The organism is Streptomyces spongiicola, assembly GCF_003122365.1.
In the GTDB taxonomy this organism is placed as follows: Bacteria; Actinomycetota; Actinomycetes; order Streptomycetales; family Streptomycetaceae; genus Streptomyces; species Streptomyces spongiicola.
This window is the reverse complement of the sequence record NZ_CP029254.1, coordinates 2,139,568-2,156,850: the sequence shown is the minus strand read 5'-3', so window position 1 is coordinate 2,156,850 and position 17,283 is coordinate 2,139,568. Positions and strand designations below refer to the sequence as shown.

The window sequence follows — 17,283 nt, the reverse complement described above, 5'->3', positions numbered from 1 at the left end:
CGGTGGGCGAGGAGGCCGTACCGACCGCCGGGGTCCGGTACGCGTACCCATCGCCACGTCGCAGCCGCCGACGGGCGCGAGCTTGCCCAGGACGCCCTTGGGCTCGCCCGCGCCTGTCCGCAGGGTGATCGTCCGAGGCCGCTGAGGCGTCGCCGTGATCGGCACGGCGACCGTACGTCGGGAGCTGCCCGTATCCCGGACCGTTTCCTCACCGCCACCGCCACCGCCACCGCCACCGCCACCGCCCCTGGTCCGGCTCGGCGTCGACTGCCTCCTCGCCGTGGAGACCTCAGACGACGCCACGACGCCACGACGCCACGACGCCGCTGCGGCGCGGCTCGCGCCCGAGGTGGCGCCGTCGCCGGGGCTGCTGCCGGCCATCGCGGAACTCATCGCCTGCCCCGTGGCCGTGCTGTCCGGGGACACCGGATCCTGCACCGACCCCTTCGTCCTGGAGCGGGCCGGCGGCCGCTGCCTGTCGGCGATCAGGAAGCGGGTCACCGCACCCCCGCGGCTGCCGCGCCGGGATCGCAGCCGGCCTGCCGATACAGCATCCCGACGGACGTGAGCGGGGTTCTTCCCGGAAAGAACAGCTGAAGAGGTGAATAGGCCGGTAAACGGGTATTTCTGTGGGCAGTTCCTCTCTGGCCGGTTCACGAGAAGCGGCCGAAACACCGGTACCGCGAGGCCGGTCGACGGTCCCGCCGGTACCGATTGCTGAGAGGCGGATGCCCGTGAGCATGTTCCAGACCGGCAAACTCCAGCTGAGTTCCTCCCACCCCGTCGCGACCGTGGGCGGGGACACGTCCTCCTTCACGCAGGTCACCTTCCCGGCGGCGTTCCCCGACGGTTCCACGGTGGTGGTGGTCCCGTTCGTCCAGACCTTCAACGGCCCCGACACGCCCGGGCTGCGCATCGCCGACGTCACCACCGTCGGCTTCAAGATCCGGATCAACGAACTCCACGCCCACGGCAAGGTCACCGCGGACGGCACGCACACCACCGAAACCGTCGGCTGGATCGCCGGCACCGTATGACCGGAACCGCACAGCGGACCCTCGTGCCGGGAGCTTCCGAGGCGAAGCCCTCGGCGCCTCCGGTACGGGCGGGAAACGCGCCGGCCGCAGCGGACCACGCCACTCCGGGACTGGAGACGGCGGCCGCGTGAAGGCAGCCTCGCCGGCCGGCGGGAATACGGCCACGGTGAGCACGAACGGCCGCCCGGTCCGGGCCGGGCCGGGCGGGTGCAGCAAGGGCGGGCCGACCCTGGCGCAGGTAAGGGGGTAAGGGGGTAAGGGCGGGGGCGGCCCGCTTCCCCCGCCTCACCGCAACCACCACGAGAACACCGATGAGGACTCCGCTGCGGCGACCCGGACCGCTCCGGGCCGCCGGTGGATGTCGATCGCCGTGAACTGGTGCAGGCCGGGCGCGATTCCAGGATCTTCAGGGCACTCCCGGGTGGCCGGGGAGGTCGGTGAGGCGTCGGGCCGGGGGCAGGCCTCTCAGCGGTCCGGGGCGGCCTCGTCCGGTACGGCTGCCCTGCCGGCTTCCAGCCGTGCCACCGGGACGCGGAACGGCGAGCAGGAGACGTAGTCGAGCCCCGCCTCGTGGAAGAAGCGCACCGACGCCGGGTCTCCTCCGTGCTCTCCGCACACGCCGATCTCCAGTCCGGGATGTGCGGCACGACCCCCGGCGACCGCGATCCGCACCAGCCGGCCCACCCCGTCGCGGTCGATCTCCTCGAACGGGGACGCCTGGAACACGCCCCGCTCCAGATAGGCGGGGAAGAACGCGCCCTCCACGTCGTCGCGTGAGAAACCCCATGTCGTCTGGGTCAGATCGTTCGTTCCGAACGAGAAGAAGTCCGCCTCCCGGGCCAGTTCGCCCGCGGTCAGCGCGGCCCTCGGCAGCTCGATCATCGTGCCGACCGGGCACGCGACGTCCACGCAGCTCTCCGCGGAGACCTCCGCCAGCACGCGCGCCGCCTCGTCCCGGACGAGGCGCAGTTCCTCCACCGCGGCCACGAGCGGGACCATGATCTCGGCGCGTGGTGCCCCACCCGCGCGCTTGCGCTCCGCGACCGCCTCGGCGATGGCACGCACCTGCACGGCGAGGAGCCCCGGTACGACCAGACCCAGGCGTACGCCCCGCAGCCCGAGCATCGGGTTCGCCTCGTGTATGCGGGTGACGGCCGCGAGCCGGGCCGCGTCCCGCGGATTGCGCGGCTCTCCGGCGGCTTCCCTCACCGCGGCGCGGACGGCCAGGTCCGTCAGGTCGGGCAGGAACTCGTGCAGCGGCGGGTCCAGCAGCCGGATGGTGACCGGGAGCCCGTCCATCGCCTCCAGGATGCCGGCGAGGTCGGCGCGCTGGAGGGGCAGGAGCGCGCCGAGCGCGGCCTCCCGCTCCGCGTCGCCGCCAGCGAGGACCACGGCCTCGACCAGCCGCCGCCGGTCACCGAGGAACATGTGCTCGGTGCGGCAGAGACCGATTCCCTCCGCTCCGTGGCGGCGTGCCCGGGCCGCGTCCTGCGGGGTGTCCGCGTTCGCCCGCACCCGCAGCCGTCGTGCCGCGTCGGCCTCCTGCATCAGTCGGTGCACGGGGCGCACCGGATCCGGCACACCCCCGTCCCGGGCGGGCGCGGCTCCGTCGAAGTAGCGCATGACGTCGGATTCGACCAGCGGCAGGGCTCCCAGCCGCACGACGCCCTCCGAGCCGTCGACGGACACCACCGCGCCCTCGACGACGGTCGATCCGCCGGCGACGAGGCAGCGCGCTCGTGTGTCCACGATCATGTCCTCCGCACCGCACACGCACACGGTGCCCATGCCGCGCGCGACCACCGCCGCGTGACTGGTCTTGCCCCCGCGGGCCGTGAGCACGGCCCGGGCGGCGATCATGCCGGGCAGGTCCGCCGCCGTGGTCTCGTTCCGTACGAGTACCACCTGCTCCCCGGCGTCCGCCCTGCGTACCGCCTCCGCCGAGTCGAAGACGACCGCTCCCACGGCGGCTCCCGGGGAGGCGGGGACGCCCCTGACGAGGGCGTCGGACGCGCCGGTGGTGTCGAAGCGCGGGAACATGAGCTGCGCGAGCTGCTCACCCCCGACGCGGGTCAGGGCCCGACGGCTCGTGATCAGGCCTTCGTCGGCCATGTCCGAGGCCATGGTGAACGCCGCCTGGGCGGTGCGCTTCCCGACGCGTGTCTGCAGCACCCAGAGTGTGCCGCGTTCGATCGTGAACTCGACGTCGCACAGGTCGCGGTAGTGGTCCTCCAACCGGTCCAGGTGCTGCCGGAGCCGTGCGAAGGACACCGGGTCCAGCTCGGCCAGCTCCCGGAGGGGCAGCGTGTTGCGCACCCCGGAGACGACGTCCTCGCCCTGCGCACTCGGCAGGTAGTCGCCGTACATCCCGGCACGGCCCGTCGCAGGGTCCCGGGTGAAGGCCACACCGCTGCCCGAGTCCCGCCCCAGGTTGCCGAAGACCATGGTCTGCACGACGGCCGCGGTGCCCAGGTCGTCGGGGATGCGCTCGCGGTGCCGGTACAGCTTCGCGCGCTCGCCGTTCCAGGAGGCGAACACGGCCAGGACCGCCTGCCGCAGCTGTTCCGCGGCGGGGTGCGGGAACCGGCGGCCCGTCCGTTCGGCGATCAGGTCCTTGAAGGACTCGACGATCCTGACGAGGTCGCAGACGTCAAGCCGGCTGTCGTCCGGGACATGGTGCTGTTCCCGGACGCGTGCGAGCGTCTCCTCGAAGAGCGAGGGGTCCACCCCCATCACCGTGGTCCCGAACATCTGCACCAGCCGCCGGTAGGAGTCCCAGGCGAACCGCTCCCGCCCGGACGTCGCGGCCAGCCCGAGCACCGAATGGTCGTTGAGTCCGATGTCGAGGACCGTCTCCATCATTCCGGGCATCGAGACCCGGGCCCCGGACCTGACCGAGACGAGCAGCGGGTCGTCCGCCTGCCCGAGCCGCTTCCCGGCGGCCCACTCCAGCGCCGAGAGGTGCTCGGCGAGCTGCCGCTCCAGTTCGGGAGGAGGCTCACCCGTCGACAGGAAGACGCGGCATGCCGCGGTGGTGATGGTGAACCCCCTCGGCACCGGCAGTCCCAGGCGGGTCATCTCCGCGAGGTTGGCGCCCTTGCTGCCGAGGAGGTCCGCCATGCCGCGGCCGCCCTCGGTGAAGTCGTACACGTACTCGGTCATGCCGGCCCGCCTCCGCGACACCCGGCCGGCCTCCGCGTACGGCCGGCGGTGACTGGTTCCACTGTCACCGAACGCGGTCCGCAGGGTGAGGGGCCGAACGTCCCTGCACGGGGACGTTCGGGCCCGCCGGGGCGGAGCCCCGGACACCCGGCCGTCCCTGGGGCGGCCGCGCGGAGGCCGGGCCCCTCGGGGCACGCCGCGGGCGGGGTACGGCTCCCTCAGACGCGGGCCAGGGGCGAGCGGTCGAGGACGACGATGCCGGCCACGGCCACGGCCGCGCCCAGCATCTGCACGGCCAGCGCCGCGGGGGACTGCGCCAGTCGTTCGCCGAAGACGGCGATGCCGATCAGCACGGCACCGATCGGTTCCAGCGTGTCGATGATCGGCAGGCTGACGGCCAGCGAACCGGCCTGGTAGGCGCTCTGCGACATGGTCAGGCCCAGCACGCCGACGAGGATCAGCGAGTACGGCTCCCAGGCGAGGAACGCGCCCGTGCCCTCGCTCTGGAACCTCTCGGCGGTGCTCTTGGTCAGGCTGTCGAGCAGCGCGAACAGCAGCGCGGCGCAGACGGCGAACAGGGCCGTCCTCGTCGTGCCGCGGCGCCGCAGGCCGGCGGGAGCCAGGAGGGCCACGGCGCCGCCGACGGCGGCGAGTACGGGCACCCAGTCGGCGATGTCCGGGACCGCGCCCGGGACGGGCTCCGGCAGCACCGTCAGGAACAGCGCCACACCGCCCGCGGTGCACAGGATTCCCGCGGCCTCCGCACGGGTCAGCGGGACGCGGCGGCGCCAGGCGAGGAACGGGAGGGCGAAGACGAGGTCCGTCGCCGCGAGCGGCTGGACCAGCACCAGCGGGCCGGAGGCCAGGGCGAGACCCAGCAGCGCGAACGAGGAGACGACGAGCGCCATCCCGGCCAGCCACCGAGGACGGCGGACGAGGTCCAGCAGCAGCCGGGGCCGCAGGGAGGCCGCCGCGGGCACCCTTCTCGCCGCCTGCTGCTGGAGTACCGATCCGATGCCGAAGCTGAGGGCGGAGAGCAGGGCGGCCGGCACCGCGACGGCGGTGTTCATGGCGCAAGCATCGCGGCGGGGCCGTGTGGTGGGGGGCGGGACACGCCAGGGCCGCCCGAGGACCTCGCGGAGGTTGCGAAGGCCGCGCGCGGGCGGCGTACCGCCACTGCTCGTACGGGCCTGGCGCGGGTGGCGAGGACGCGGGTGGCGAAGGCGCGGGTGGCGAAGGCGCGCGCCTGGGGCCCGTCGGGCCCCGGCGGCGGGTGCGTGCTCAGTCGTGGGCCACGACCGCCACGGGGGCCGCGCAGTGGTGGATCACCGCATGGGCGACGGGGCCGAGGCGCACCCCGGCACGTGCGGTGCGCATCCGCCGGCCCACGACCAGGAGCGCGGCGCCCGCGGCGGAGTGCAGCAGGCGGTCGGAGACCCCGCCGACCGGCGTGAACTCGGCCACCTCGACCGACGGGTACCTCTGCCGCCAGGGGGCCAGGACGTTCCTGAGCGCTCTCGCGATGTCCGGCCGCATTTCGCGCCGGGCCATGTCGAGAGCCAGTGCGTCCCTCCCGAACGGCGGAAGCGACCAGCAGTGGACCGCCCGGAGGCGGCCACCGCGCAGCGCGGCCTCGCCGAAGGCGAAGTCGAGGGTGGCGTCGCACGTCTCGCGGACGTCCACACCGACGACCACGCTGCCCGCGGCAGCGGCGGCAGCGGCAGCAGCCTCGGGATCGTCGGCATCGCCGTACTCCCCGCGGGTCCCCTGCCCCGGTCGGTGCCCCGGGCGCACGAGGACGACCGGACGGCGGGTCCTGACGATCGTCGCCGTCGCGACGGACCCGAGGAGGAAGCCCCGCACACTCCCCAGGCCGCGGGAGCCGAGCACCATCACGTCGGCACCGGCCGCCTCGCGGGCCAGCACGGCCGCGGGCCTGCCGGTCAGCCGCTCCGCGCGGACCTCGAGACCCGGGTGCCCGCCGCGCAGCGCGTCCGCGGTGCCGGTCAGGAACTCCGCGCCCGGATACCGCCCGCCCCCGGCGCCACCGTGCTCCGCGGCGGGGCGCGAGGGCGCCGGGTCGTCCGACACGAGCAGAAGGCGCAGCGCGACCTGCCGCAACCGCGCCTCACCGGCGGCCCACTCGGCCGCTGCGGCACTCTCGGCCGATCCGTCCAGACCGGCGGTCACATGACGGGGCATCGTCGGACTCCTCGGAGCGATGGCTGCCCGGCGGCCGCATCCTCAGCAACCTCGAACAAGCTCAGCGATCTCAGCAAGCTCGAACAACCTCAGCAAGCTCAGCATCCCCCGTCCGCGGCCGCGGAGGCAGAGTCCGGTCGGCCCCCGGAAGGGCCGACCGGCCCGGGGCGCCGCCGGCGGGCCGGGAATGTGGCAGCGGCGGAGACCGGGCGGGGAAGCCCGCCGCGGTCGGCCGTGCTCCCGCCTGGGGCGGATGCCGTCGCAAACGGGGACGGCCACCTCGCCGGCGTCGTCCGCGGCCGCACCCGGACCACCCTGACCACCCGGCCCGCGGCTCTCGGTCTCAGACGTCTCAGACTGCTCAGACGGCTCTCACGGGCCTGCCCGGTCACTCCCCGGCGGCGGGGACGGGCACCACGGCGACCGGGCACTCGGCTGTGCGCAGCACTTCGCCGCTCACCGAGCCGAGCACCAGTCTCCGCAAGCCCGTGCGGCCGTGGGTCCCCACCACGACCAGTTCCGCGCCCCGTGAGGACTCGACGAGCAGGTGCGCGGGCCGGCACCGTTCGACGCGTGTACGGATGTCCACGTCGGGCCAGCGGGAACGGTAGGGCGCAAGCTCCTGCTCCAGCAGGTCCTTCGCCGCGATCGGTCGTGTCTCGCGGCCGACGAGGAGGGGACCGGTGGGGCCGGTGCTGAGGAGTTCGGGTCGTGTGGAGGCGTGCGCGACGTCGAGCCGGGCGGCGCGGCTGCCCGCCGCCCGCAGGGCGAACTCCATCACGTGCGGCTGGACGTCGTCGACGTCGACGCCGACCACGACCCGGCTGCCGACCGGCTCGGTGCCCTCCCCGGGTCTGACCACGAGGACCGGGCAGCGCGAGTGGGTGGCCACCTGGAGACTCACCGAGCCGAGCGGCAGCCGGGGGAAGCCCCCCGTCCCACGATGGCCGACCACGACCAGCGGCGCTTCGGCGGACCGGTCGATCAGGGCCGGCGCGGGTGAGCCGGACACGTGGTCCGGCTCGATCGCCAGACGAGGGAACCGCTGGTGGACGATCTCCGAGAAACGGGCGACCACGCGCTCCGCGCGATCCGGAGGCGTCCTGCCGTCCCCGTCGGCTTCCGGGGCCGTGCCGTCGTCGGCCGTCCCCGGCGGCGGCCACTCGACGGCGTGCAGGATGCGCAGCCCCGTACCGGCGCGGGCCGCCTCCCGGGCGGCACGGAGAGCCACCTGCTCCTGTCCCTCCGCCTCGACCACGCCCACCACCACCGATCCGGCCGCGTGCTGATCACGTTGCTGGCCGCGCACATCGACTCCTCTCCCGCAGACCCGGGACGCGGGCGCCGCCTGCGCGGCGGCCGGGCCTCGGTGAACGCCGGGCGGGCCCGTCCTCCCCGTACCGGTCGGGCGGGCTCGTCTCCATCACACGGGACGGGGGATGCACCGGCAACCGGTGCGGGCCATGCCGCCGACCCGCGGTCTTCCGGCGCCGGTCCGTCCGCCGGGCCCGCGGGGGTACCGCTTCGGTACGCCCGCGGGCTCGGAGGGGTGCCTTCAGCGGGGGCGCGCGGGTGCCCCGTCGGCCGGGCGGGCCGCACGGTGCCCGGGAGGGCCCCGGAGGGAGGGCGAGGGCGGTGGGGTCCGTCCCGTTTCCGGCCGCCTCGGGGGCGGTCAGCGGTGGGGTCCGTGCGTTTCCGGCCCGCCTCGGGGGCGGGCCGGTCAGCGCCCGCGGAGTACCTCCAGCGTGGCGCCCAGGTCGGCGGCGCGGGGCCGGTTGTGGGGCAGTCTGGCGAGCACCGCCGCCATGCCGCAGGTGTCGGTCAGGGCGGAGAAGACCAGGCCGCCCGCGATCGCGGCGGAGAGGAACTGGAAGGCCGGGTGGACGAGGAGCCCGAGCAGGAGGCCGAGCAGGACGACGGTGCCGGCGGTGAATCGGACCTGCCGCTCCATGCCCCAGGAGGCGCGTGCGGCCCCCTCGGGGCGGCTCAGTCCGTGGCCGACGGCCGCCCAGGCCGCCGTTCCCCCGGAGAGCGTGGCGGCGGCGACACCGTTCTCGGCGAGGATCCTGCAGGCGTTTCCCGAGCGGGCGCCGGACGCGCAGACGATCAGGACGTCGCGGCGTTCCGCGGCGTGCCGGATGTCGGGGAGCGCGCGCCGGATCCGGTCGAGGGGGATGTTGAGGGCGCCGGGCAGATGGCCTCCCGCGAACTCGCCGGGTGTGCGCACGTCGATGACGGTCAGCTCGTGCAGGCGGGTGCGGGCCTCTTCGATACCGAGGGTGGCGGGTGTGGTCATGGCGGGTGTCATCCTTGGGTGTCGACGGTTCCTCCCAGGGGTTCTATATTACCCCTGGGGGTATTTCGTGAGGAGTTGCGGTGGAGCTTGATCTGGCGGGAGCCGAACTGAAGGCGGTCCTCAATCGGCTGCGCCGGGCGCAGGGCCAGATCTCCGGAGTGATCCGGATGATCGAGGAGGGCCGGGACTGCGAGGAGGTGGTCACCCAGCTGGCCGCGGCTTCCCGGGCGCTGGACCGGGCGGGTTTCGCGATCATCGCGACGGGGCTTCAGCAGTGCCTGACCGACATCGAGGACGGCCGGGGCTCAGTGGAGGACCGCGACGAGATGCGGAGCCGGCTCGAGAAGCTCTTCCTCTCACTGGCCTGACCGGCCCCGAGAGCGGCCGGCTCACACGATCACGTCGACGAACATGAGCGCGGCAACCGTGAGCAGCACGACGGCGAAGATCTTCCGCAGCCGTGCGCCGGAGAGCCTTGCGGCGAGCCGTTTGCCGTCCCACGCGCCGAGGATCGCGGCCCCGGCGAAGGGCGCGACCAGCTCCCATCGCAGATCCCCGCCGGTTCCCGCGCGCGCCGTGAGCGCGACGAGGGAGTTGACGGTGATGACGAGCAGGCTGGTGCCCACCGCCTGGCGCATCCGCAGCCCCAGCACGTTGACCAGCGCCGGGACGGCGAGGAAGCCCCCGCCCACTCCCAGCAGCCCCGTCACGGCACCCAGGCCCGCCCCGGCCGCGGCCACCTCGCCGGTGCGGACCCGGGCCGGCGCCGCGGCCTCGGAAGGGCGGAGCATGCGCAGGGCGGCGAGGGCGGCGACCGTTGCGAAGGCCGCGGTCAGTACCGCCGCGGGGAGCCGTTCGGCCGCGGCTCCGGCGAGGAAGGCGGGGGCGATGCCCGCCGCGGCGAACAGCGCCCCGGTCCGCCACGCCAGGTCCCCTTCGCGCGCGTGCGCGTAGAGGGCGGTGGCGGATGTGGCGGCGACGATGACCAGGGCGGCCGTCGTGGCCGCCGCCGGGGTGAAACCGAGCAGGTAGACCAGTGCCGGTACGGCGAGCACCCCGCCGCCACCGCCGAGGGCCCCGAGTGCGAGGCCGACGACGGCTCCGGCGACGAGGGCGAGGACGAGCTGGGTCACTTCGTCGGGCCGCCGTCCCCTTGTCCGCCGCCGTCCCCTTGTCCGCCGGCGACCGGGTGTCCGCCGGCGACCGGGTGTCCGTCGGCGACCGGGTGCCCGGCTGCGGCCCAAGCGATCATGCCGCCCTCGACGTCCACCGCCCGCGCTCCGCGTGCGGCGAGGAGCCGTACCGCTTCCCGGGACCGCCGCCCGCTGCGGCAGATCACCAGCAGGGTCCGGCCCGCCGCGCCGGGTGGCAGGGCGCTTCCGGCGAGGAGCCGCGACAGCGGCAGGTGCACGGCGTCCGGGGCGTGGCCGTCGTCCCACTCGGGCTGCTCGCGGACGTCCAGCAGTACGGCGTCGGGCCTGTCACCGCTGGTCTGCCGGAGGGCCGCGTCGACCGTGACGCGCGGCTGGTGCCGGTGGAAGAGGGACATCGCGCTCCTTCCTGGGTTAGGGGATGCGGCGGGGAGTCAGCCGGAGGCCAGGGGCAGGCCGGCGTCGCGGGCGGCGTCGAAGCCGTCGTCCACGGCGACCACGTCACGGCCGGCGGCGTCCAGCAGCGAGGCCGCGATGGCCGCCCGCATACCGCCCGCGCAGTGCACCCACACAGTCCCGCCCGGGACCTCGCCGAGGCGGCCGTGCAGCTCGTGGACCGGGATGTGCACGGATCCCTCGATATGGCCGCCGGCGCGCTCGGAGTCGCGGCGCACGTCGAGGACCACCACGTGCCCGGCGCCCCGCTCGGCGAGTCCGGCGAAGGTGGACCGGGGGAACGAGGCGGCCGCCTCACCCCTGCGCAGCCACCGGCCGGGACCTCCGGTGGCTGCGGCGGCCGGGCGGTCGATGCCCACCCGGACGAGTTCGCGCTGGGCGTCGGCCAGCTGCTCCGCCGACTCCGCGAGCAGGGTCACCGGCTTGCCCCACGGGACCATCCAGGCGAGGTACGTGGCGAGCTTGCCCTCGGCCTCGAAGTTGAACGAGCCGGCCACATGCCCCTCGGCGAAGGCCACCCGGTTGCGCAGGTCCACGACCCACTCTCCGGCCGCGAGGCGGGCGGCGATCTCCTCGGCGCCGGCGACGGCGGGCGGGGTCAGGTCCACCGGCGCCGGGCCGGCCGTGTTGGCCGGGCCCATGTGGGCGTAGTACGCGGGCACGTTGTCCAGACCCGCCAGCAGGTCCGCGACGAAGGTGTCCACGTCGACGCCGAGCGCGGGGTTGCCGGCCCTCTGCTCGCCGATGGTGGTCGTGTCCCCCTCGGCCTGCGCCGAGGAGCAGAAGCTGCCGAAACCGTGTGTGGGCAGCACCGCCGTGGCGTCCGGCAGCTCGGCGGCCAGCCGGTGCGCCGAGGCGTGCTGCGCCCGGGCCAGCCGCTCGGTCAGCCGCGGCTCGACCAGGTCCGGCCGGCCGACCGTGCCGATGAGGAGGGAGCCACCGGTGAACGCGGCCACCGGCCGGTCCCCGTCGTGCAGCACATAGGAGGTGTGGTGCGGTGTGTGACCTGGCGTCGCCATCGCCCGCAGCGTCACTCCCGCGTCGATCGCGACCGCGTCGCCGTCGGACACCGCGACGCGTGCGAAGGAGACGTGCGCGCCCGCCGGTACCAGGTACTCGGCCCCGGTGACCCGGGCCAGCTCCAGGCCGCCGCTGACGTAGTCGTTGTGGATATGGGTCTCCGCCACATGGGAGATCCGCACACCTCGCCGGGCGGCCGCGGCGAGCACCCGGTCGATGTCGCGCGGTGGGTCCACGGCCACCGCGGTGTGCTCACCGCCTGCCAGGTAGCTGCGGTTGCCGAGACCTTCCAGCTCGATGGTGTCGACGAAGAACACGCGGATACTCCCTTCGCACGGAAATTACCCCCTGGGGTATTGCGTCCACCGTAGCATCATTACCCCCAGGGGTATATGGACGGGCCCTCGCGGCGGGTTCGTCGCCCCTGTGGACGCGGGCCGGGTCCGCCTCGGGGTGACGGTGCGCGGACCTTCGGGGCCCCGGCCCGGAGCCCGGGTGGGCCGCCCCGCTCCGGCTTTCCCGACCCGTCCGGCCCGCTCCGGTCTTCCCGGCCCGTCCGGCCCGCTCCGGTCTTCCCGGCCCGTCCGGCCCGCTCCGGTCTTCCCGGCCCGTCCGGCCCGCCCCTGCCCGGTCTCTGCGGGGTGCCCGGGGTGCCCGACCCGCCCGAGGTGTCCCGGGGGCGGAATGGCCGAGCGGCACGGGAGGGGGCGGCCTCGCGGAGAGCAAATAGAATAAAAGTCGCATAATGGCCATTCAGTGCTGCAGCCGGACATGATGTGCGGCGTATCGCAGAGGAGGCCTCATGGGTCGCGACGAGGGTTTCGAACTGGTCTTCGCGGGAGGTGTCGCCTCGGCGACCGACGGCGAGGACGCGGTGGTCGTACACCGCACCGAGCGCAAGGGGCCGGGCGGGCACCCGATCTACGCCGACGACACCGGCATCGTCCAGGCGGAGATCAGCGACCGCGGTGAGGTGCGGATGATCGCCAGCGGCGGGCACCAGCAACCCGCGTCCGGCGTCGAGGCCAGGCCCGTGGTCCAGCCCTGACCAAGGTTTCACCGGGCCCCCAGGGCCGTGTCAGCGGCGCCCGCCGGCCCGGCGGGCGCCGCGCCCACGCCCGGCCGCCCGCGGCACTCCCACCCGGCCGTCCGGCCGTCCGGGGGTCCGGCAGTCCGGCCGTCCGGGCGTCTGGCGGGTCTGGCTGTCCGGGGGTCCGGGGGTCCGGCGGGTCTGGCGGGTCCGGGGGTTCGGGAATTCGGCGGGTCCGGCCGTTCGGGGGTCCGGGGGTCCGGCGGGTCTGGCGGGTCTGGCGGGTCCGGGGGTCCGGCCGTCCGGGCGTCCGGGCGTCTGGCGGGTCTGGCTGTCCGGGAGTCCGGCGGGTCCGGGGGCCCGGGAGTCCGGGAGTCCGGCGGGTCTGGCGGGTCCGGGGGCCCGGGAGTCCGGGGGGTCCGGAGGGTCCGGAGGGTCCGGCCGTCCGGGGGGCCGGCGGGTCCGGGGGTCCGGGAGTTCGGGAATCCGGCGGGTCTGGCGGGTCCGGGAGTCCGGAGGGTCCGGCGGTTCGGGGGTCCGGGGGTCCGGCGGGTCTGGCTGTCCGGGCGTCCGGCGGGTCTGGCGGTCCGGGGCCCCGGGGGTCCGGCGGGTCTGGCGGGTCCGGCGGTTCGGGGGTCCGGGGGTCCGGCCGTCCGGGGGTCCGGCGGGTCTGGCGGGTCCGGGGGTCCGGGGGGTCCGGGGGTCCGGGGGTTCGGGCGTCCGGCGGGTCTGGCGGGTCCGGGGGTCTGGCGGGTCCGGGGGTCCGGCGGTTCGGGGGTCCGGGAGTCTGGCGGGTCTGGCGGGTCCAGAGGGTCCGGCGGTCCGCGGGTCCGGGGGTCCGGGCGTCCGACGGGTCCGGGGGTCCCGGTGGGGCCGCCGCGCACACCCGGCTGCGGAGGGCCGCGGGACCCTCCGCGGCCGGCGGGCTCACCAGGCGGGTTCCTCGTGAACGAACGTCATCACTGCTTCCGCGGGCAGCTCCCCGCCCAGCAACAGCTCCGCCCAGATGACCTTCCCCCCGGTGACATAGCGCGTTCCCCAGCGCTGTGAGAACTGGGCCACCAGGAACAGCCCCCGGCCCCCCTCGTCCGTCGCGGCGGCGCGTCGCAGATGAGGGGAGGTGCTGCTGCCGTCGGACACCTCGACGACCAGCGTCCGGCCGAGCAGCAGCCGCACCCGGACCGGCTCCGCCGCGTACCGCATGGCGTTGGTGAGCAGTTCGCTGAGGACCAGCTCGGCGACGAAGGCGGAGTCACCCAGGCCCCATTCGGAGATGCGCCGGCCCGCCTCGGCCCGCACCCGGGGCACGGCCGAGAGGTCGAGCGGCACCTCCCACTCCGCGGTTCTGTCCCGGTCGAGCAGCCGTGTACGGGCCACCAGCAGGGCGATGTCGTCGCTCGGCTGGTCGGGCAGCAGCGCGCTCATCACGGCCGAGCAGGTCTCCTCGGGTTCCAGCCCGGGCCGCTCGAGCGCGGCGCGGAGTCCTGCCAGCCCCTCGTCGATGTCCCGGTACCGGTCCTCCACCAGACCGTCCGTGAAGAGGACGAGCCGGCTGCCCTCGGCGAGGTCCAGCTCGGTCTCGTCGAACGGGTGTCCTCCCACGCCGAGCGGAGGTGACACGGGCAGCTCCGGGAAGACCACCCGGCCCCCGGGATCGACGATCGCCGGCGACGGATGACCGGCGTGGGCGAGGGTGCAGCGCCCGTTCACCGAGTCGTAGATCGCGTACAGGCAGGTCGCACCGGTCACCGGCGCGCGTTCGGTGTCGGTCCCCGGGGGCTGGTCCGCGTCGATGCGCAGTACCAGGTCGTCCAGGCGGGCCACCAGATCGGCGGGCGGCATGTCCAGGGACGAGAAGTTCAGCACCGCCGTGCGCAGCCGCCCCATCGTGGCCGCGGCGTGCATCCCGTGCCCCACCACGTCCCCGACGACCAGGGCGACCCGGAGCCCCGGCAGCGGGATGACGTCGAACCAGTCGCCGCCGACGCCGGCCTGCGCCGGCAGGTACCGCCAGGCCACCTCGAGGGCGTCCTGCTCCGGGAGGTCGCGCGGCAGCAGGCTGCGCTGCAACGTGACGGCCATGGCGTGTTCGCGGGTGTACCGCCGGGCGTTGTCGATGGCCACGGCAGCGCGGGCCGCGAGTTCCTCGGCGAACGAGGTGTCGTCCTCGTCGAACCGCGGGGTGTCGCCGGACCGCCAGTAGTTGACCAGTCCGAGAACGACGCCCCGCGCCCGAAGCGGCACCGTGATCAGCGACCGGATGCCGTACTCGAGCGCCTGCCGGCGCCCTTCCGGGTCCTCGCTGCTCCAGGTCGCCGACGAGGCCAGGTCGGGTTCGAGCAGTGCCCTCCCGCTCTCCAGCGCCGTGCTCATCGGCGTGACGTTGATCCGGATGGCGTCCCCGACCGGTTGCAGCGGATGGTCGTCGGCGACGCCGCTGAGCGCCGTGCGCCGCATCGCGCCGAGACCGGACGGCTCGTCGCCGCGCAGCACCGGGTCGAGCAGTTCCACGGTGACGAAGTCCGCGAACCGGGGTACGGCCACATCGGCCAGTTCCCGCGCGGTACGGCGCACGTCCAGGGTGGTGCCGATCCGCACCCCGGCCTCGTACAGCAGCGTCAGCCGCTCCCTGGCCACCTCCGCCCGGCCCGACAGGGCGCGCAGCTCGGTGGTGTCGCGGAGGCTGGCGACCAGTCCCGTCACACCGCCGTACGGGCTCGTGGGCCGGGTGTTGACGGCGAGCAGCCGGTCCCCGGAGAGGAACACCTCGTCGGAGACCTCCGTGCCGGACACCAGCAGACGGGTGATGCCCGGGCCGAGGCCCAGCTCGGTCACCGGCCTGCGGTCGGCGTCGGCCGGCAGTCCGAGCAGGCGCCGGGCCTCGTCGTTGGCGAGCAGCAGCCGGCCGTCCCCGCCGATGATCAGCACCCCCTCGCGCACCGCGTGGAGGACGGCGTCGTGGTGCTCGTACATCCGGGTCATCTCGGCGGGGCCCAGCCCGTGGGTCTGGCGCCGCAGCCGCCGGCTGACCAGGGCCGCCCCGCCGGTGGCCAGCAGCAGCGCACCGGCGGCCGCGCCCAGCACGATCGGCAGCTGCACGTACGGCAGGTCGCCCACGTTCTCGACCTGGATCCCGGCGGCGACCAGGCCGACGACCCTCCGGCTGCCGTCCAGTACCGGGACGACGGCCCGGACCGCGTCCTGCGGTTCGCCCTCGAAGGTCTCGGTGAAGGCCTCGCCCGCGGCAGCCCTGGAGATGTCCCCCGCCACGCGCCGGCCGATCAGCTGCGGCTCGGGATCGGTGTACCGGACGCCGTCCTTGCTCAGTACGGAGATGAAGTCGACCCGGGCGCCCCGCTGGGCCCTGTCGGCCGAGGACTGGAGGGCGGCCGACGGATCGGGGGATTCGAGGGCCTCGGCCGTGCCCGGGGCGTACGCGAACGCCTCGGCGGCGGCGAGGGAGCGGTTGCGGGCGTCCTCGTAGCTGTCGTACCGCGCCTGCAGGGCCAGGGCGACGGCCGCGGCGACCACCAGCAGGAGGATCACCAGGGCCTGCAGCAGGAAGACCTGGGTGGCCAGGCTGTGCACGCTGAGCAGGGACCGCAGACGCCGGCGCCACCCGGGGCGTTCGGGCCGGCCGGGCGTTCGCGCGCGGCCGGACGGCATCACTGCCGTCAGCCAGGACCGGCGGGGACGTCCGATCATGTTCCCAGTTCTAGCACCGGGCCGCCCTCCCGGGCGACCGGTCGCGGTCCGGGGCCGGCCGGGGGCGAGCGGGAGCCCGGGCCGGGCCGCCCCGGGGCGCTGAGGAGCCGTGGCGGGGCGCTGAGGGGAGCCCGGGAGCCGCGGCGGGGCACCCGTTCGGCGGCACTCCGGGCTGCCGGGGCCGAACTTGGGGGTAGCGACGGCACATGCCCTTCAGATTCGGTGAGCCGGACGACGGCCGGACCGGCCGCTTGTTCGCACGGTTGCACCGGCGGGTGCGGACCTCCGTCGTCGGGCTCGTCTGGGACCGCGGGCGCGAGACGGAGCTGCTGCACCGCGCCATGGGCTTCGCCGCGCTCTGCTTCCTCACCCTGGTGCCGCTGCTGGTGGTCGTCGCCGCGGCCGACCCGGCGAGCGGGAAGGGCTTCGCCAGGTGGCTGATCCAGGGCCTCGGGGTGTCGAAGGTCTCGCAGGAGGAGGTCCAGGAGCTCTTCGGCCTGCCGGGGGAGGCCCTTCAGCGGACCACGGCGCTCGGCCTCGCCGCGCTCGCGGCCTTCGGGGTGACGTTCGGCTCCGCGGTGCAGACCGGCTACGAGCGGGTGTGGGACCTGCCGACCGCGCGCTGGCACACCATGTGGCGGCATGTCGTCTGGCTGGCGGTACTGGTCGGGGTGCTGCTGCTGTTCGTCAGAACGCCCACCCCGCCCCGCGCGCCCGTCGTGGTGCAGGCGCTGATCCCCGCCGCCGATCTGGTCGGCGCCTTCCTGTTCTTCTGGTGGTCGCAGCATCTGCTGCTCTGCGGCCGGCTGCGCTGGCGGGCGCTGGCCCCGGGGGCCGCCTTCACCGCCTTCGGGCTGCTCGGTCTGCGGGTGTTCTCGCAGTTCGTCTTCTCGCCCCTGATCGCCGCCAACGCGGTGACGTACGGGCCGATCGGTACGGTGCTGGTGCTGCAGTCCTGGCTGGTCGGCGTGGGGTTCGTGGTGTACGGAGGGGCACTCGTGGGACGCCTGTACCACGAGCGCCGGGTACGGCGCGGGCTGGCGGCCGAGGCCTTCATCCCGCCGGGTGCCCGCTGACCGCCGGGTGTCCGCTGACCGAGGGGTCCCGGGCCGGCCGAGCCGCTCAGCCCGGGGCCCGGGCGACCCTCCCCGGTGCCGGCGGACGGTTCCCGGAGGCCGTTCCACCGGCCCGGGGGCGTCCGGCCGGCCGGCCCGCGCCGTCGGC

The 17,283-nt window shown here is 75.0% G+C and carries 14 protein-coding genes; 5 read left to right on the top strand and 9 right to left on the bottom strand.

Translation table 11 applies throughout. The features are described 5' to 3' along the window. Positions 1–280 precede the first annotated feature (280 nt). Both DDQ41_RS09305 and DDQ41_RS09300 read left to right on the top strand, forming a co-directional pair. Entirely contained in the window at positions 281–568 is a 288-nt protein-coding gene (locus tag DDQ41_RS09305) for a hypothetical protein (RefSeq protein ID WP_162602640.1), read from the top strand. 172 nt (positions 569–740) lie between these two features. Next, positions 741–1,037 (top strand): hypothetical protein, encoded by a 297-nt coding sequence (locus DDQ41_RS09300; protein ID WP_245990870.1) that lies wholly within the window; start codon positions 741–743, stop codon positions 1,035–1,037. A gap of 465 nt (positions 1,038–1,502) precedes the next feature. On the opposite strand, the gene ppdK is transcribed toward DDQ41_RS09300, so the two are convergent. The 5 genes from ppdK to DDQ41_RS09275 all read right to left on the bottom strand — a co-directional run bounded on the left by ppdK (position 1,503) and on the right by DDQ41_RS09275 (position 8,697). Then, on the bottom strand, positions 1,503–4,199 hold the full coding sequence (ppdK, locus tag DDQ41_RS09295) for a pyruvate, phosphate dikinase (RefSeq protein ID WP_109294065.1): 2,697 nt from the start codon (positions 4,197–4,199) through the stop codon (positions 1,503–1,505). Positions 4,200–4,417: 218 nt separating this feature from the next. Continuing rightward, positions 4,418–5,269: a DMT family transporter gene (locus DDQ41_RS09290; RefSeq protein WP_109294064.1), complete on the bottom strand. Its 852-nt coding sequence runs from the start codon at positions 5,267–5,269 to the stop codon at positions 4,418–4,420. Positions 5,270–5,480: 211 nt separating this feature from the next. Next, a complete protein-coding gene (locus tag DDQ41_RS09285; RefSeq protein WP_109294063.1) occupies positions 5,481–6,401 on the bottom strand; it encodes a universal stress protein in 921 nt (306 codons plus the stop codon). 388 nt (positions 6,402–6,789) lie between these two features. Continuing rightward, the gene (locus DDQ41_RS09280; RefSeq protein ID WP_262508404.1) at positions 6,790–7,710 is read right to left on the bottom strand and encodes a universal stress protein; all 921 of its coding nucleotides are present in this window, start codon (positions 7,708–7,710) and stop codon (positions 6,790–6,792) included. A 411-nt stretch (positions 7,711–8,121) separates the two neighbouring features. Next, positions 8,122–8,697: a rhodanese-like domain-containing protein gene (locus DDQ41_RS09275; RefSeq protein ID WP_109294062.1), complete on the bottom strand. Its 576-nt coding sequence runs from the start codon at positions 8,695–8,697 to the stop codon at positions 8,122–8,124. Between the two features lie 80 nt (positions 8,698–8,777). On the opposite strand from DDQ41_RS09275, the gene DDQ41_RS09270 reads away from it, so the two are divergent. Beyond that, the gene (locus tag DDQ41_RS09270) at positions 8,778–9,065 is read left to right on the top strand and encodes a metal-sensitive transcriptional regulator (protein ID WP_109294061.1); all 288 of its coding nucleotides are present in this window, start codon (positions 8,778–8,780) and stop codon (positions 9,063–9,065) included. A gap of 21 nt (positions 9,066–9,086) precedes the next feature. On the opposite strand, the gene DDQ41_RS09265 is transcribed toward DDQ41_RS09270, so the two are convergent. The 3 genes from DDQ41_RS09265 to DDQ41_RS09255 are packed head-to-tail and all read right to left on the bottom strand — an operon-like array spanning position 9,087 to position 11,641. Further along, the gene (locus tag DDQ41_RS09265; protein ID WP_109294060.1) at positions 9,087–9,830 is read right to left on the bottom strand and encodes a sulfite exporter TauE/SafE family protein; all 744 of its coding nucleotides are present in this window, start codon (positions 9,828–9,830) and stop codon (positions 9,087–9,089) included. Beyond that, entirely contained in the window at positions 9,827–10,246 is a 420-nt protein-coding gene (locus DDQ41_RS09260; protein WP_109294059.1) for a rhodanese-like domain-containing protein, read from the bottom strand. Before DDQ41_RS09260 ends, DDQ41_RS09265 begins: the two co-directional genes overlap by 4 nt. A gap of 36 nt (positions 10,247–10,282) precedes the next feature. Beyond that, positions 10,283–11,641 (bottom strand): MBL fold metallo-hydrolase, encoded by a 1,359-nt coding sequence (locus DDQ41_RS09255; RefSeq protein WP_109294058.1) that lies wholly within the window; start codon positions 11,639–11,641, stop codon positions 10,283–10,285. A gap of 485 nt (positions 11,642–12,126) precedes the next feature. Between DDQ41_RS09255 and DDQ41_RS09245 the strand changes: the two genes are divergently transcribed. After that, on the top strand, positions 12,127–12,372 hold the full coding sequence (locus tag DDQ41_RS09245; RefSeq protein ID WP_109294056.1) for a DUF6296 family protein: 246 nt from the start codon (positions 12,127–12,129) through the stop codon (positions 12,370–12,372). A gap of 909 nt (positions 12,373–13,281) precedes the next feature. Here DDQ41_RS09245 and DDQ41_RS09240 read toward each other — a convergent pair. Continuing rightward, the gene (locus tag DDQ41_RS09240; RefSeq protein ID WP_109297637.1) at positions 13,282–16,020 is read right to left on the bottom strand and encodes a SpoIIE family protein phosphatase/ATP-binding protein; all 2,739 of its coding nucleotides are present in this window, start codon (positions 16,018–16,020) and stop codon (positions 13,282–13,284) included. A gap of 245 nt (positions 16,021–16,265) precedes the next feature. Here DDQ41_RS09240 and DDQ41_RS09235 point away from each other — a divergent pair, with 245 nt between their 5' ends. Then, positions 16,266–17,135, top strand: a complete 870-nt coding sequence (locus tag DDQ41_RS09235) for a YhjD/YihY/BrkB family envelope integrity protein (RefSeq protein WP_109294055.1) — start codon at positions 16,266–16,268, stop codon at positions 17,133–17,135. Positions 17,136–17,283 lie beyond the last annotated feature (148 nt).